Source organism: Sodalis sp. RH14 (assembly GCF_047324285.1).
Classification (GTDB): domain Bacteria; phylum Pseudomonadota; class Gammaproteobacteria; order Enterobacterales; family Enterobacteriaceae; genus Acerihabitans.
The window spans coordinates 2,862,954-2,878,729 of record NZ_CP178739.1; the positions used below are offsets into that span (position 1 = coordinate 2,862,954).

At 54.7% G+C, this 15,776-nt stretch carries 17 protein-coding genes and 1 other annotated feature; of the genes, 10 read left to right on the plus strand and 7 right to left on the minus strand.

The annotated features are described in order from the left end of the window. Positions 1 to 465: 465 nt before the first annotated feature. Positions 466 to 1,227, minus strand: coding sequence for a 2-dehydro-3-deoxy-D-gluconate 5-dehydrogenase KduD (gene kduD / locus ACL2XQ_RS13100; RefSeq protein ID WP_410014983.1), 762 nt, complete (start codon positions 1,225 to 1,227; stop codon positions 466 to 468). A gap of 81 nt (positions 1,228 to 1,308) precedes the next feature. After that, on the minus strand, positions 1,309 to 2,145 hold the full coding sequence (kduI, locus tag ACL2XQ_RS13105) for a 5-dehydro-4-deoxy-D-glucuronate isomerase (RefSeq protein ID WP_410014984.1): 837 nt from the start codon (positions 2,143 to 2,145) through the stop codon (positions 1,309 to 1,311). A gap of 278 nt (positions 2,146 to 2,423) precedes the next feature. Here kduI and ACL2XQ_RS13110 point away from each other — a divergent pair, with 278 nt between their 5' ends. Continuing rightward, positions 2,424 to 2,756, plus strand: coding sequence for a cupin domain-containing protein (locus ACL2XQ_RS13110; protein ID WP_413728388.1), 333 nt, complete (start codon positions 2,424 to 2,426; stop codon positions 2,754 to 2,756). Positions 2,757 to 2,844: 88 nt separating this feature from the next. Here the strand turns inward: ACL2XQ_RS13110 and hxpB are convergent, their stop codons facing one another. Then, positions 2,845 to 3,510, minus strand: coding sequence for a hexitol phosphatase HxpB (hxpB, locus tag ACL2XQ_RS13115; protein ID WP_410014986.1), 666 nt, complete (start codon positions 3,508 to 3,510; stop codon positions 2,845 to 2,847). A gap of 125 nt (positions 3,511 to 3,635) precedes the next feature. Here hxpB and ACL2XQ_RS13120 point away from each other — a divergent pair, with 125 nt between their 5' ends. Next, positions 3,636 to 4,181 carry a YniB family protein gene (locus ACL2XQ_RS13120; RefSeq protein ID WP_410014987.1) on the plus strand — a complete coding sequence of 182 codons (546 nt, stop codon included), beginning with the start codon at positions 3,636 to 3,638 and terminating at the stop codon, positions 4,179 to 4,181. A gap of 40 nt (positions 4,182 to 4,221) precedes the next feature. On the opposite strand, the gene ACL2XQ_RS13125 is transcribed toward ACL2XQ_RS13120, so the two are convergent. The 4 genes from ACL2XQ_RS13125 to ACL2XQ_RS13140 all read right to left on the minus strand — a co-directional run bounded on the left by ACL2XQ_RS13125 (position 4,222) and on the right by ACL2XQ_RS13140 (position 8,014). Further along, a complete protein-coding gene (locus ACL2XQ_RS13125) occupies positions 4,222 to 5,085 on the minus strand; it encodes a fructosamine kinase family protein (protein ID WP_410014988.1) in 864 nt (287 codons plus the stop codon). A 315-nt stretch (positions 5,086 to 5,400) separates the two neighbouring features. Continuing rightward, positions 5,401 to 6,342 carry a 6-phosphofructokinase II gene (pfkB, locus tag ACL2XQ_RS13130; RefSeq protein WP_413728389.1) on the minus strand — a complete coding sequence of 314 codons (942 nt, stop codon included), beginning with the start codon at positions 6,340 to 6,342 and terminating at the stop codon, positions 5,401 to 5,403. A 449-nt stretch (positions 6,343 to 6,791) separates the two neighbouring features. Then, positions 6,792 to 6,968: a hypothetical protein gene (locus tag ACL2XQ_RS13135; protein ID WP_410014990.1), complete on the minus strand. Its 177-nt coding sequence runs from the start codon at positions 6,966 to 6,968 to the stop codon at positions 6,792 to 6,794. Positions 6,969 to 7,102: 134 nt separating this feature from the next. Beyond that, positions 7,103 to 8,014 (minus strand): glycosyltransferase family 2 protein, encoded by a 912-nt coding sequence (locus ACL2XQ_RS13140; RefSeq protein WP_413722910.1) that lies wholly within the window; start codon positions 8,012 to 8,014, stop codon positions 7,103 to 7,105. A 444-nt stretch (positions 8,015 to 8,458) separates the two neighbouring features. On the opposite strand from ACL2XQ_RS13140, the gene thrS reads away from it, so the two are divergent. From thrS to ihfA, 8 genes are all read left to right on the plus strand, one after another. Then, positions 8,459 to 10,387, plus strand: coding sequence for a threonine--tRNA ligase (thrS, locus tag ACL2XQ_RS13145; RefSeq protein WP_410014992.1), 1,929 nt, complete (start codon positions 8,459 to 8,461; stop codon positions 10,385 to 10,387). A 3-nt stretch (positions 10,388 to 10,390) separates the two neighbouring features. Then, a complete protein-coding gene (gene infC / locus ACL2XQ_RS13150) occupies positions 10,391 to 10,933 on the plus strand; it encodes a translation initiation factor IF-3 (protein WP_162365931.1) in 543 nt (180 codons plus the stop codon). 96 nt (positions 10,934 to 11,029) lie between these two features. Continuing rightward, a complete protein-coding gene (gene rpmI / locus ACL2XQ_RS13155; protein ID WP_162365777.1) occupies positions 11,030 to 11,227 on the plus strand; it encodes a 50S ribosomal protein L35 in 198 nt (65 codons plus the stop codon). A 43-nt stretch (positions 11,228 to 11,270) separates the two neighbouring features. Next, entirely contained in the window at positions 11,271 to 11,627 is a 357-nt protein-coding gene (gene rplT / locus ACL2XQ_RS13160; protein WP_162365778.1) for a 50S ribosomal protein L20, read from the plus strand. Positions 11,628 to 11,734: 107 nt separating this feature from the next. Further along, positions 11,735 to 11,857, plus strand: a sequence feature (Phe leader region). After that, positions 11,740 to 11,784 (plus strand): pheST operon leader peptide PheM, encoded by a 45-nt coding sequence (gene pheM, locus ACL2XQ_RS13165; RefSeq protein ID WP_001386830.1) that lies wholly within the window; start codon positions 11,740 to 11,742, stop codon positions 11,782 to 11,784. (Overlaps the previous feature by 45 nt.) Before the next feature lie 47 nt (positions 11,858 to 11,904). Next, the gene (gene pheS / locus ACL2XQ_RS13170; protein WP_410014993.1) at positions 11,905 to 12,888 is read left to right on the plus strand and encodes a phenylalanine--tRNA ligase subunit alpha; all 984 of its coding nucleotides are present in this window, start codon (positions 11,905 to 11,907) and stop codon (positions 12,886 to 12,888) included. Positions 12,889 to 12,902: 14 nt separating this feature from the next. Then, positions 12,903 to 15,290 carry a phenylalanine--tRNA ligase subunit beta gene (gene pheT / locus ACL2XQ_RS13175; RefSeq protein WP_413722909.1) on the plus strand — a complete coding sequence of 796 codons (2,388 nt, stop codon included), beginning with the start codon at positions 12,903 to 12,905 and terminating at the stop codon, positions 15,288 to 15,290. A gap of 4 nt (positions 15,291 to 15,294) precedes the next feature. Then, entirely contained in the window at positions 15,295 to 15,591 is a 297-nt protein-coding gene (gene ihfA, locus ACL2XQ_RS13180; protein WP_011411244.1) for an integration host factor subunit alpha, read from the plus strand. Positions 15,592 to 15,776 lie beyond the last annotated feature (185 nt).

Below are 15,776 nucleotides of genomic sequence, written 5' to 3' on the forward strand. Positions count from 1 at the left end.
TAGGGTATGTAACCGTTATGATTTCCCGGTAAATACATACCACTAAGGAACCCAAAACGCCATTTTACTCACAGACGATGGTGTTGACGTGGTGCCGGCATAGAGTGCGCCGGCAGCGCGCATCGCGGCTGGATGAGCCGCCGGGAGCGGCGAAAGCTAAGGGCCGCGCCGGGAGCGCGTCCCGTGCGGTCCACAAGCCGTGATGGGCGATGCCGGGAACCGCGCAGCGGCGCACACACTGCCGGACGCGTGGAGGTCAAGGAGGCCGTCGCGGTACGGCCTTCTTGTCGCTTGCCGGTACCGGGCAGGACATAAAACACCCTCACGCACGGCAAGCGAAACCTTCCCGAGATGACATATGCCCTACCGCAAGCTACCGCAATACTGTGACCCGGGCGGACGGGAAAAACACGCCCTAAGGCGCGCCTTCCCTTTACCACGCCTTGGGGGCGGGAGAGCGCGGGCTTAGCGCGCCAGCCAGCCGCCATCCACGGCGATGGTATAGCCGTTGATATAATCGGACGCGGTGGAGGCCAGAAAAATGGCCGGTCCTTTCAGATCGTCCGGCAAACCCCAGCGACCGGCGGGGATGCGTTCCAGGATTTCTTTGCTGCGGCCTTCGTCGGCACGCAGTTGCTGGGTATTATTCGTAGCCATGTAACCTGGCGCGATGGCGTTGACATTGATGTTATGCTTAGCCCATTCGTTGGCCAGCAGGCGGGTAACGCCCATGACGGCGCTTTTCGACGCGGTGTAGGAAGGCACGCGGATCCCGCCCTGGAAGGACAGCATGGAGGCGATATTGATGATTTTGCCCCCTTTGCCCTGCTTGATAAACTGGCGCGCAACCGCCTGCGACATAAAGAACACGGTTTTGATATTGATGTTCATGACGTCGTCCCAGTTCTTTTCGCTGAACTCGATGGCGTCTTCGCGACGGATAATGCCCGCGTTGTTGACCAGGATATCGATATGGCCGTATTCAGCCACTGATTTCTCAATGATGCCCGGGATATCGTCGATTTTGGTTAAATCAGCGGTCAGGCTCAGGAAACGACGGCCAAGGGCGGTCACTTTGGCGATGGTTTCTTCAGGGTCGACGATGTTGACGCCAACGATATCACAGCCGGCTTCCGCCAGGCCGATAGCCATGCCCTGACCCAGGCCGGTGTCGCAACCGGTAATCAGCGCCACTTTACCCTGCAAATTGAATGAATCTAAAATCATACCAGAACCTCATTGCTGGCGGCGGTAGGACATCGCCAGCGTAGTGTGTTTAAAGGGCCGGAACACGCCGGCCGGGGATAATTAGCGGATTTCGCTGACTTTTACGTGGTCCATATCGTCGAAAACCTGATTTTCGCCGACCATGCCCCAGATAAAGGTATAGTTTTTCGTGCCCACGCCGGCATGGATCGACCAGCTCGGTGAAATCACCGCCTGTTCGTTATGCACCAGCAGGTGACGTGTTTGCTGCGGCTGGCCCATCATATGGAATACCGCGGTTTCTTCGTCCATATCAAAATAAAAATAGACTTCCATGCGGCGTTCATGGGTATGGCACGGCATGGTGTTCCACAAGTTGCCTTCAGCCAGCTTGGTCAAACCCATGGTCAGCTGGCAGGTCGGCAACACGTCGGGAACAATAAATTTATTGATGGTGCGCAGATTGCTGGTAGCGTTGTCGCCGATGGTCTGCGGCGAGGCTTCGGCCAGCGTGATTTTACGGCTTGGGTAAGTCATATGGGCCGGGGCGCTGTTATAGTAAAACTTCGCGGGTTTAGCGGCGTCGACGCTGGTGAACTGCACGTCTTTGGCGCCCATACCCACATACAGGGCTTCCTGGTGGCCGATCTCGTAGGTTTTGCCGTCGACGACAATCACCCCGGGGCCGCCGATATTAATGACACCCAGCTCGCGGCGTTCCAGGAAATAACTCACGCCCAGCTGTTTACCGACTTCGCCGCCGATGGTCACCGCTTTGGTGACCGGCTTGATGCCGCCGACGATGATGCGGTCGATATGGCTATAGGTCATGGTGTAGGCATCTTCTTCGAAGATCTTTTCGATCATGAACTGGCTGCGCAGGCCTTCGGTATCCAGTTGTTTAGCGTGATCGCTGTGAATGCTTTGGCGAACTTGCATAGTCGTAATGCCTCTCTTTCAGAATATGTACGTAGTATGGCTTTGACCCGGGGGAAAGCGTTGTCCTTTTATTGCTGAAATGATAGTGCTACCGGGATGTGAATTCAATAAAAATGAAATATTGTTTTATTTATTTTATGAGGAGCGTCATGCTTTTGATGTTTTTCGGTTTCATTCCAGAAGCCGGACCTTAAAATAAAGCGGTGGAAATACGTCGTATCCCGTCGCGTCCTTCGTCAGGATCGCGCCGGAATGGGTTGGTTAATGGAGAACAAAGCATGAAGACTTTTTATATTGACGAAGAAACGCCATGGGAAGCCGTGGGCGAGGGCGTTAAACGCAAAATCATGACCTGGAGCGACGACCTGATGATGGTCTGCGTGCATTTTGCCAAGGGCGCTATCGGCACGCCGCATCAGCATGACATCCACGATCAGATTGCCTATGTCGCCGCCGGCAGCTTCAAGGTGACCATCGAAGGCCATGAGCGGGTACTGAAAACCGGCGATGCCTACCGCGCGGTAAAGCATGAGATGCACGGCGTGGTGGCGCTGGAAGATAATAGCGTGCTGATTGATACCTTTACGCCCAAGCGCGACGATTTTCTCTGAAGCACGCCATCCCGCCGCGTGGCGCCCGCACGTGAATTTTCAGGCGGCCTCCCTGCGCGGCGGAAGTGACGGCGATGCCGGCGCCGGGTTAACGGAAATGTTCGGGTGTTATTTCCGCCAGCGACGCCAGCCTGACGTCCGCCAGCACCCAGCGGGGGTCGGCACGAAAGGCGATGTCGGGCACGACTATCGAGCGCATCCGCGCCGCTTTGGTGGCAATCATGCCGTTAAAGGAATCTTCCAGGGTGGTACAGCGCTCAGGCGCGACGCCCAGGCTTAACGCCGCCTGGATATAGACTTCAGGATGCGGTTTGCTGTAAGGCAGGTTCTGCGCCGATGCCAGATGGTCGAAATAATGGCGCAGGTCAAACATCTCCAGCACATGTTCCAGCATAAACAGCGGTGACGCCGAGGCCATGCCAATCTTCATGCCGCAATCCCTGGCGGTCTCCAGCGCATGGGCGACCCCGGGCAGCAGCGGACGGCGTTCATCCACCAACGCCAACGCGCGCTGAATGATGCTGTTGCTGACTTCCTCCAGAGAAGCCCCCTGCCACGGACTTAACTGATACCAGGCCTTCACCACCTGATCGATGCGCATACCCAATGTATCCGGAATCGCGTCATGCACCGACACGTCCATGCCCATGGCGGCGAAGACATCCAGCTCAGCCTGATGCCATAAGGGCTCGGAGTCGATAATCAGTCCATCCATATCAAATATTACAGCTTCCTTGGGTAGGGTTAACGCCATACCTTGGGCTCCTGTTTGCAAAAAAAGGGCGAGGAAAGAGGGTAGCACCAATAAAACACAGCAGAAAAGGTAAATTATAGATAAACTTAAGGGCTATGGTTGGCGTCGTTTAACAAGGGGAACGCATGACGTATCAACAAGCTGGCCGCCTGGCCGTGATCAAACGCCTCGCGGGATGGATTATTTTTATACCGGCTTTACTTTCTACCGTGATTTCTATCCTGAAATTTCTCTATCAGCATAGTGAGCAAAATAAGGGAATCAATGCGGTCATGGCTGATTTTTTCCATGTCATGATAGATATGCTGCGTTTTAACACCTCATTTCTGAATGTTTTCTGGTACAACTCGCCGCAACCGGTGTTCGATGGCCAGGGGTTTAGCGCTAACCTGATGTTCTGGCTCATTTATTTCCTGATTTTTGTCGGCCTGGCCCTGCAGGCTTCCGGCGCGCGCATGTCGCGCCAGGTCAGGCACGTGCGCGAAGGGGTCGAGGATCAGATGGTGCTGGAGCAGGCCCGCGGCAGCCAGGGGCTGAGTCGTACCCAGCTGGAGGAAAAGATCGTGATGCCGCGGCATACGATTTTGCTGCAATTTTTTCCTTTATACATCCTGCCCATTATCCTGGCGGTGGTGGGCTATTTTGTCCTCAAGCTTCTCGGCATGCTCTGAAGACGCGCGGGCAGCCGCAGGGCCGCCCGCATGGCTCCGCTTAATCACTGCTCAGTATTTTATCCAGAGCTTCGTTGGCGATGGCGATATGCTCGCCGCCAAACAGGTTGGCCCGGTTCAACAGGTAATAGAGCTGGTAAAGCGGCTGTCGTTCGATAAACCCCTTATCCAGCGGCCACACGCTCTGATAACCGTCGTAAATTTGCGGCAGCAGCCGATCGTAGAGCGGCAGCATGGCCAAATCACATTCGCGATCGCCCCAATAACACGCCGGATCGTATAAAAAACCACCCTGAGCGCTGTTGGCGCAATTATCCGGCCACAGATCGCCGTGCAGCAGTGAAGGCTGGGGCTGGCGATCGTGCAGGCGGTCCGCGACCTGGGCGATAATCTTATCAATATCGCCAAAATAGAGCCCTTTTTCCGCCGCCAACTGCAGTTGCCAGCCTATACGCTGTTCGGCGTAGAACACCGACCAGCGGCGCTGCCAGGCGTTGGGCTGCGTTACGGTGGAGAGGTCATTGTCAAAATCCAGGCCGAACTGCGGCTGCTCGCTCCATTGATGCAGCCGGGCAAGCTGCTGGCCGAGGCAATAGGCCCCGTGGGCGTCAAAAGGGCGCTCCACCAGGAATTCGAGCAGCAAAAAGCTTTCATCCTTGGCGCTGCCGACGCCGTACACCTCCGGTACCCGCACCGTATGGCTACGGGCCAGCATCGCCAGCTGATCGGCCTCGTTGGTGAATTTTTGCAGCAGCTCACGCGTATCGGACTTTACAAACACCGCGTGTTCGCCGTAACGGAGATACCAGGCGGCGTGTAACTCCCCGCCGGGCAGTTCCCGCCGTTCGCTGATTTCATCCCTGTTAAATTTTTCTGCCAACATGGTGCTAATGGCGTGCCACATCGTCATATCCCCCTACAGTCGTTTTGCCGATAAGGTATGAATTTTTTGATGACAACTCGGTGACAACTTCGCAAAAACAAGCAGCGCGGCGCAACCGCCGGCGATGCGGCGACGATGAGCCTTGGAGCGAACCGGCAACTGCACGGCCTGAAACGGCGCGTACCGGGTTCAAAAGAAAGGGCTTAATATAAAAAGCCGGACGAGCGGCTAGCGCAGGGCGCCGTTCCGTCAAGCGTTGAGAGAGTGTTGTTGCGAACGCCGCCGATGTCAACTGCTAATTCTGCAACCGATATCCGGCGGCGTGGGCTTAGGGTCTTAGATCATACTTTCCCGACGCAGGTAATCATAGATACGTCCGGTATCTTCCAGGGTACATAAGCGGGTGCCTTTATGCAGCGTGGCCGCGCTGCCCGCCGCGACGCCGTAGCGCACCATATCCAGCAAATCCGCGCCGTCGGCCAGTTTCAGCGTCATGGCGCCCACCATGCTGTCGCCGGCGCCGACGGTGCTCATTTTTTTAACCGGCGGCGGCACCACCTGGAACACATTATCCTTATCCACCGCCAGCGCGCCCTGGGGACCGAGCGACACCACCACCCGCTGGGTTTTGCCCTGTCTGATGATTTCCAGGGCCGCCTGCCTTACCGCGTCGGGATCGTTCAGTTCACGGTTGACCAGTTCGGCCAGTTCTTTTTGATTCGGCTTGACCAGCGCCAGGCTGCCGACATCCAGGCAGGCTTTCAGCGCCGGACCCGAGCTGTCGACGATACACTGCAGTCCCAGGCGTTGCGCCTCGCGCAACAGATGCTGCAGGTTTTCCACGCTCACACCCGGCGGCAGGCTACCGCTTATCACCAGCAGCGAGCCTTGCGGCAGTCCCGACAGATGGCTTTCGAACCGCTGGAATTCATCCGCCGTCAATCGTGCGCCGGGCATGACAAAGCGATACTGCTCGCCGGTGCTCGCCACGTGGACATGCAGGTTCTGCCGCGTCCAGTCCTGGGTTTCCAGCGCGACGGCGGTGACGCCCTCCGCGGTCAACAGATCGGCCAGGTGCCGTCCCGTAGGGCCGCCGACGGGAAAAAGCGCCGTGGCCCGTCCCCCCAGATGCACGATCGCCCGCGCCACATTGATGCCGCCGCCGCCCGGCTCGAACTGGGGCGCGGAGCAGCGCAGCTTGCCTTCGGCATACATGCGGTCGGTGGTGGTGGCGCTATCCAGCGAAGGCGCCAGGGTCAGGGTCGTTATTTGGGTCATAACAATCTCCTTATAATGAAATGGCTCCCAGCATAGCACCAATCGCCACCCGTCCCAGGCGCGTAAAAAGCGGCGCCGTCATTATTTTTATTTTTTCGCTCAAGTTTCTGCCCCGCCGGACGATATAGGCATAGACGATTGAGGGGGAACGCGATGAATAGCAAATCAGAACAACGTTGGAAGTGGATTAGCCTGCTTTTACTGGTCGTTTTAGCCGGATTGTCAGGCGTCTTGATGCAGGTGAACGGCCAGATGTAACGCACTGACGCCCAGCGACCCGCAAGGCATGCTGAAAAGAGGGAAAAGGGTGTCCGTTACGTGATCCAGTAAGCGTTTTTGATAGATTAAATGTATTAAAGAATGATCCAGATCCTGTTTTTTATACAAGAATTGGCGTAGGATTATTCTTAAAAGATGTCAGGTAAATGTGAGGTGGTTATGGATCAGTTCTATCGTTTAACGTTGCCCAGCATAGTATTGATATGCATGGCTTTTTGGGTCGCTGTCGTTACTGCTTTGGTATAATTTACCTCATGATGACATGCTGATTCAAACAAACCCGCTTCGGCGGGTTTGCTGCTTTTTGGTGCAAAACCATTTTTTTTACTTGACACTTTATACGCCATGATAATGTTCTGTTGAGCCACGATTATAAAGATGTTTGCATTCTGTAGCAAAAACGCCGCCCGCCGTTTTCACCAGATAGCCCTCCGTTTCTGGCGTAGCGCCGGCATGATTGCCGGCATCTATCGGGCTGTGCTTATTTCTTTATTATATACCTTGGCCGGTTTTTAGTTTCCATATAGATACGGCCGATATATTCACCCAATACCCCTATGCCGATCAGCTGCACACCGCCTAAAAACAGAATGGCCGTCATCAGGGATGGATAACCGGGCACGTTATTGCCCCAGACCAATTTGTCGATGACCATCCAGATAGCGTAGAAAAAAGAGGACAGGGCGACGCTCAGTCCGATGTAGGACCACATGCGCAGGGGGAAAGTGGAAAAACTGGTGATGCCCTCGATAGCGAGGTTCCATAATTTCCAGCCGTTGAATTTGGATTCGCCGGCCACGCGGCTGGCGCGGGAGTATTCCACTACCGCGGTGCGCCCGCCCACCCAGGAAAGAATTCCCTTCATAAACAGGTTCCGCTCGGGCAAGGTGAGAATATTATCCACCACCTCGCGGGACATTAAGCGGAAATCACCGACGTTTTCCTCGATTTTGGGCGAACTGATTTTATTATGCAGTTTATAGAACCATTCGGCGGTTGTGCGTTTCATCCGGCTGTCGGTCATGCGGTCCGAGCGTTTTGCCAGGACGATATCCGCGCCGTCGCGCCATTTATCGATCAGGCGGGGGATGACGTCGATCGGGTCTTGTAAATCGACATCGATGGGAATGACCGCCTCGCCGCCGGCATAACGCAGCCCGGCGAACAGGGCGGGTTCCTTGCCGAAATTGCGGGTAAAGTCCACCTTTTTCACCAGGCTGTCGGCCAATGCCAGCGCGTCGATGATCTCAGCGGTATTGTCCCGGCTGCCGTCGTTGATAAACACTATTTCCACTTCAAATTGCCGCAGGGGCTCAAATTCCCGCACCGCTTTATAAAACAGCGGTATGGCTTCAGCTTCATTATAAACAGGGACAACCAGTGATATTTTCATGAATCATTTCCAACGAAACGGAGCATGTTGAAGAACAAACGTCGCCGCGCGGGAGCTTAGCACCACGGACGATACAAAGGGACACAATTGTTATGGATTTTTAGCGCTTATCACCCTTTTGTTTACGCCTATCACGGCAGGCGCTGGATTTTCGCACGCCGCCGGGCCCGGCGGCGTATCCCGGCGCTTAAAGCAGTGGGGGAGCCTGGGGACAGGGGCGCGGAACAAGGGAAATTTTTGTAGATGCCAATAAGTTCATGGTGTTACTATCAGGCCCTGGTTGCGGTGTCATACAGCGGCGCTAACAGAAATTGTGCGCGCCTTTGTGTCCATATTTCGTAAGGTATAACGAGATAGCACAATCAACCTTCTGATTTTACTATATAAATTAAATTTGTATGTGGTCTTGCGTATGGATCACCACTGCAAATTAAGGAAACCACCATGCCTGTTATTACTCTTCCTGATGGAAGCCAGCGTCAGTTCGATCATCCCGTATCACCCCTTGATGTGGCCCGCGATATCGGTCCCGGCCTGGCGAAAGCCTGTATTGCCGGACGCGTGAACGGCGAACTGGTCGACGCCGTCGATTTGATTACCGATGATGCCCAACTGGCCATTATCACCGCTAAAGACGAAGCCGGGCTGGAGATCATCCGCCACTCCTGCGCGCATTTGCTGGGACACGCCATCAAGCAGCTGTGGCCCGACACCAAGATGGCCATCGGCCCGGTAATCGACAAAGGTTTTTATTACGACGTGGATCTGGAGCGGACGCTGACCCAGGAAGATCTCGACCTGCTGGAAAAGCGTATGCACGAGCTGGCCGATAAAGACTATGACGTCATTAAGGAAAAAGTGAGCTGGCAGCAGGCGCGCGATACGTTTGTCGCCCGCGGCGAGCAGTATAAGGTGGCGATCCTGGATGAAAATATCAGCCATGACGACCGGCCAGGCCTGTATCACCATGAAGAATATGTTGATATGTGCCGCGGTCCGCACGTGCCCAATATGCGCTTTTGCCATCATTTCAAGCTGCAGAAGACGTCCGGCGCCTATTGGCGCGGCGACAGCAAAAATAAAATGCTGCAGCGCATCTACGGCACCGCATGGGGCGATAAAAAACAGCTCAACACCTATCTGCAGCACCTGGAAGAGGCCGCCAAGCGCGACCACCGCAAAATAGGCAAGCAGCTCGATTTGTACCATATGCAGGAAGAAGCGCCGGGCATGGTGTTCTGGCACAATGACGGCTGGACCATTTTTCGCGAGCTGGAAGCCTTTGTGCGCATGAAGCTCAAGGCGTACCACTATCAGGAAGTAAAGGGTCCCTTTATGATGGACCGTGTCCTGTGGGAAAAAACGGGCCATTGGGAAAACTATGCCGAGCATATGTTCACCACGTCCTCGGAAAACCGCGAATACTGCATTAAGCCGATGAACTGCCCCGGCCATGTGCAGATTTTCAACCAGGGATTGAAATCCTACCGCGACCTGCCGCTGCGCATGGCCGAGTTCGGCAGTTGCCATCGCAACGAACCGTCCGGCTCGCTGCACGGCCTGATGCGCGTGCGGGGGTTTACCCAGGATGACGCCCATATCTTTTGTACCGAGGACCAGGTGCGGGATGAAGTAAACAATTGCATCAAAATGGTGTATGATATTTACAGCACGTTTGGCTTCGATAATATCCTGGTTAAACTTTCCACCCGGCCGGCTAAGCGTATCGGTACCGACGATACCTGGGATCGGGCGGAAAAAGACCTGGCCGCCGCGTTGACTGAAAACGGCATCGCGTTTGAATATCAGCCGGGTGAAGGGGCGTTTTACGGTCCTAAGATTGAATTTACCCTGCTTGATTGCCTGGATCGCGCCTGGCAGTGCGGCACGGTACAGTTGGACTTTTCCTTGCCGGGTCGCCTGAGCGCCTCTTATATAGGCGAGAACAACGAGCGTTTGGTACCGGTAATGATCCATCGCGCCATATTGGGTTCGATGGAGCGGTTTATCGGTATCCTGACCGAAGAATATGCGGGTTTTTATCCTACCTGGCTGGCGCCGACCCAGGTTGTGGTGATGAATATCACCGACAATCAGTCTGATTACGTCGCAAAAGTGACAGAAAGATTGTCCGCAGCCGGCATTCGTGTAAAAGCGGACTTGAGAAATGAGAAAATAGGCTTTAAAATCCGCGAGCATACTTTGCGTCGGGTGCCCTATATGCTGGTCTGCGGTGATAAAGAAACCGAAGCGGGCAAAGTTGCCGTGCGTACACGCCGCGGCATCGATTTGGGCAGCATCGACGTTAACGAGATTATTGAAAAGCTGCAGCAAGAGATACGCAGCCGTAATCTTCATCAACTGGAGGTATAAAGTATTAAAGGCGGAAAACGAGTTCAACCGGCGCGTCCGAATCGTATCAACCGAGAAATTCGCGCGGCAGAGGTTCGTCTGACGGGAATCGACGGCGAGCAAATCGGCATAGTCAGCCTCAACGAAGCGCTTGAGAAAGCCGAGGAGTCGGGTGTTGATTTAGTTGAAATCAGCCCTAATGCCGAGCCGCCGGTTTGCCGAATCATGGATTACGGCAAGTTCCTCTATGAGAAGAGCAAGTCCACCAAAGAGCAGAAAAAGAAACAAAAAGTTATTCAGGTTAAGGAAATCAAATTCCGGCCTGGTACCGACGAAGGCGACTATCAGGTAAAACTACGCAACCTGATTCGTTTTCTGGAAGACGGCGATAAAGCCAAAATCACCCTGCGGTTTCGTGGACGTGAAATGGCGCATCAGCAGATCGGTATCGAAGTGCTTAACCGCGTTCGTGACGATTTGAGTGAACTGGCGGTAGTTGAGTCTTTCCCGAGTAAAATCGAAGGACGCCAGATGATCATGGTGCTCGCACCCAAGAAGAAACAATAAGGCCTGACAAGTAGGGCAGCCTGGCGCCAAACGGCGGTAAGTTGCCTTCGCCTCATTGCTTCATTTTATCAACAATGCGCAGTAGAGAAATAGACAATGCCAAAAATCAAGACAGTACGCGGTGCTGCCAAGCGCTTTAAGAAAACCGCTTCCGGCGGCTTCAAGCGCAAGCATGCTAACCTGCGTCATATTCTGACCAAAAAAGCCACTAAGCGTAAACGTCACCTGCGTCCTAAATCCATGGTCTCCAAAGGCGATCTGGGTTTGGTCATCGCATGTCTGCCGTACGCATAAGCGTCATTTTAACTGGTTCGAATAAGACTTTAGGAGAGAGCATATGGCTCGCGTAAAACGTGGTGTGACAGCTCGTGCACGTCACAAAAAGATTCTGAAAAAAGCGAAAGGTTATTATGGCGCCCGTTCACGCGTCTACCGTGTTGCCTTTCAGGCGGTTATCAAAGCAGGCCAATATGCCTACCGTGACCGCCGTCAGAAGAAACGTCAGTTCCGTCAACTGTGGATCGCGCGTATTAACGCCGCTGCCCGCCAGAACGGCATATCATACAGTCGTTTCATTAACGGCCTGAAAAAAGCCTCTATTGAAATTGACCGTAAAATCCTGGCAGACATCGCTGTATTCGACAAAGTGGCGTTTACCGCCCTTGCCGAAAAAGCGAAAGGCGCGCTGGCGTGATATGAATGAGAGAGGGAGTTTAACTCCCTCTTTTATTTTTTGGATTTATTTATTACGCTAGTATCAATCACCTAACGGATACTTCCCCGACAACGTTTAAGGTAATGCAAGCATGAATGCTGCCATTTTCCGCTTCTTTTTTTACTTTAGCACCTGATCCCGGGGGCTTGCGCGTAAGAAAAGAAACGAAAAATAGCGCTAAAGCCTCCCGGTGTGGAGGTTTTTTTTTGCTCGCCATTAACGATTAAGCCATTAAGGCCGGAAAAAGAGGAAAGCAATGCCACATCTGAGAGATTTGGTTGTGCAAGCCAAAGCAGCCATCGCACAAGCCCAGGACAGCGCGGCGCTCGATAACGTGCGCGTCGAATATCTTGGCAAAAAAGGGCATTTAACCCTGCAAATGACCACCTTACGCGATTTGCCGGCGGAAGAGCGGCCGGCGGCGGGCGCGGTGATCAACCAGGTTAAGCTGGAGGTGCAGCAGGCGCTGAATGAACGTAAGGAAAGCCTGGAGTCGCAGGCGCTCAATGCCCGCCTGGCGCAGGAGACCCTGGATGTATCGTTACCCGGCAGACGTATGGAGAATGGCGGGCTGCATCCGGTGACCCGCACTATTTCCCGCATTGAGCACTTCTTCGGCGAACTGGGTTTTTCTGTGGCCACCGGCCCGGAGATTGAAGATGATTATCATAACTTCGACGCCCTGAATATCCCTGCCCACCATCCGGCCAGGGCGGATCATGATACCTTTTGGTTCGACGCCACGCGGTTGTTGCGCACCCAGACCTCCGGCGTGCAGATCCGCACCATGAAAAATCAACAGCCGCCGATCCGCATCATTGCCCCGGGACGCGTTTATCGTAACGACTACGATCAGACCCATACCCCGATGTTTCACCAGATGGAAGGGCTGATCATTGATACCAATATCAGTTTTACCAACCTGAAGGGAACCTTGCACGATTTCCTGCGCAATTTCTTTGAAGAAGACCTGCAGGTACGGTTCCGCCCGTCTTATTTCCCTTTTACCGAACCCTCCGCCGAAGTCGATGTGATGGGTAAAAATGGCAAATGGCTCGAAGTGTTGGGCTGCGGCATGGTGCATCCGAACGTATTACGCAATGTCGGTATTGACCCCGAAGTCTACTCCGGTTTTGCGTTCGGCATGGGCATGGAACGCTTGACGATGTTACGTTACGGTGTCACAGATTTGCGCGCATTCTTCGAAAACGATCTGCGTTTTCTTAAACAGTTTAAATAGGGCGGGACGAGCACATGAAATTCAGTGAACTTTGGCTGCGTGAATGGGTGAATCCCGCTATCACCAGCGATGAGCTGGCGGAACAGATCACCATGGCCGGCCTGGAAGTCGACGGCGTCGCCGAGGCCGCCCCCGCCTTCACCGGCGTGGTGGTGGGCCGGGTAGCGCAATGCCGCCAGCATCCCAACGCCGATAAACTGCGGGTGACCAAAATCGATATCGGCGGCGACGCGCTGCTGGATATCGTCTGCGGCGCGCCCAATTGCCGCGAAGGCTTGACGGTGGCGGTGGCGACCATCGGCGCCGTGCTGCCGGGTGATGTTAAGATCAAAGCCGCTAAACTGCGCGGCGAGCCGTCCGAAGGCATGCTGTGCTCCTTTACCGAGCTGGGCCTGGCGGACGACCATAGCGGCATTATCGAACTGCCCGCGGATGCCCCGCTGGGCGTCGATATCCGCGATTATTTGCAGCTTGACGATCGTATTATCGATATCAGCGTTACGCCTAACCGGGCCGATTGCCTGGGACTTATCGGCATAGCCCGCGACGTGGCGTTAATCAACCGCCTGCCGCTGAACATACCGGCCATCGAGGTCGTGGCGCCGGTTATCGAGGACCGGTTGCCGATCCGCGTCGATGCCCCCGACGCCTGTCCGCGCTATCTTGGCCGCGTGATCAAGGGGATAAACGTCGCCGCGCCCACGCCGTTGTGGATGAAGGAAAAGCTGCGCCGCTGCGGCCTGCGTTCAGTGGACGCGGTGGTGGACATTACCAATTTTGTCCTGCTGGAACTAGGGCAGCCGATGCATGCGTTTGATCTGCAACGCATTGACGGCGGCATCGTGGTGCGCATGGCGGAAGAAGGCGAAAGCCTGACGCTGCTGGACGGGACGCAAACCCGCCTGCGGGCCGATACGCTGGTCATTGCCGATCGGGAAAAGGCATTGGCGCTGGGCGGTATTTTCGGCGGCGAATTCTCCGGCATCAGCGCCGACACCCAGGATGTGGTATTGGAGTGCGCTTTTTTCAGCCCCTTGGCTATCGCCGGCCGCGCGCGCCGCTACGGCCTGCACACCGACGCATCGCATCGCTATGAGCGCGGCGTGGATCCCGCGTTGCAGCACCGGGCCATGGAGCGCGCCACCGGCCTGCTGCTGGCTATCTGCGGCGGCCGGCCTGGGCCGGTTGTGGACGTGAGCGCACCGTCCGCGCTGCCGCGCCAGGCCACCATCACCCTGCGCCGCGAAAAACTCGATCGCCTGATAGGCCACCGCGTTCCCGATGCCGATGTCGGTGATATCCTGTCACGGCTGGGATGTACCGTGACCGCCGGGCAAGACAACTGGCAAGCGGTGGCGCCGACCTGGCGTTTTGATATGGAGATCGAAGAAGATTTGGTGGAAGAAGTGGCCCGGGTGTTTGGCTACAACAACATTCCGAATGTGCCCGTGCGCGCCAATCTGGAAATGACCCGGCACCAGGAGGCGGCATTGCCGCTTAATCGCGTAAAAACGCTGCTGGTGGATCGGGGTTATCAGGAAGCGATCACTTACAGCTTTGTCGATCCGAAGATACAATCACTGCTGCATCCTGACCAGGAGCCGCTGCTGCTGCCCAGCCCCATCTCGGTGGAAATGTCCGCCATGCGGTTGTCCCTGTGGAGTGGACTTTTGGGCGCGGTGGTTTATAACCAGAACCGCCAGCAAAACCGGATTCGTTTATTCGAAAGTGGACTGCGCTTTGTTCCTGATAAAACAGCGGACCTCGGCATTCGTCAGGATCTTATGCTGGCGGGGGTCATTACCGGTCCGCGTTTTGACGAACATTGGGATCTTGCGCGCCAGCCGGTGGATTTTTACGATTTGAAAGGCGATCTTGAATCATTACTTGAACTTACCGGCAAACTTGCTGATATTGAATTCAAACCTGAGCATAATCCCGCTTTACACCCGGGCCAGAGCGCGGCATTGTATTTAGCAGGGGAACATATTGGATTTATTGGCGTTATACACCCTGAACTTGAAGCAAAGCTGGATTTAAATGGCCGTACCCTGGTCTTTGAACTACGCTGGGATAAGGTTGCAGCGCGTAAAGTTCCTGAAGCCAGTGACATTTCACGCTTCCCGGCCAACCGCCGCGACATCGCTATTGTGGTGGCTGAAAGTGTCCCTGCAGCAGATATTATGGCAGAGTGTAAGAAAGTTGGCGCAAATCAGGTAGTTGGCGTAAACTTGTTTGATGTGTACCGGGGGAAGGGCGTAGCGGAAGGTTTTAAGAGCCTGGCTATCAGCCTGATACTACAGGATACCGCTCGTACACTGGAAGAAGAGGCTATTGCCGCGACCGTAGCAAAATGTGTGGCGGCACTAAAACAGCGATTCCAAGCATCCTTGAGGGATTGAACCTATGGCGCTTACTAAAGCTGAAATGTCAGAATACCTGTTTGAAAAGCTCGGGCTGAGCAAACGGGATGCCAAAGAAATAGTGGAACTGTTTTTTGAGGAAGTCCGGCGAGCGCTGGAAAATGGCGAGCAGGTAAAATTATCCGGTTTTGGTAATTTTGATCTGCGCGACAAAAATCAACGTCCAGGGCGTAATCCGAAAACCGGTGAAGATATTCCTATCACTGCCCGGCGGGTGGTGACGTTTCGTCCGGGGCAAAAGTTGAAAAGCCGTGTCGAGAATGCCTCACCTAAAGAGTGATGTATTGTCCTCTCTCTGAAAAGGCCGCCCCGTGCGGCCTTTTTTTTCGTCAACATGGCGGGTGCCGGCGGGAAAGGGGCGGCATGCGTTACCCGTCAGGGCATTATCATCATGCCCGCTTCTTTTAGCACCCGGGGGAAATCCGTACCGGCGCCCCGCGGGATGGCGGATTGTCAGGTTTTGGT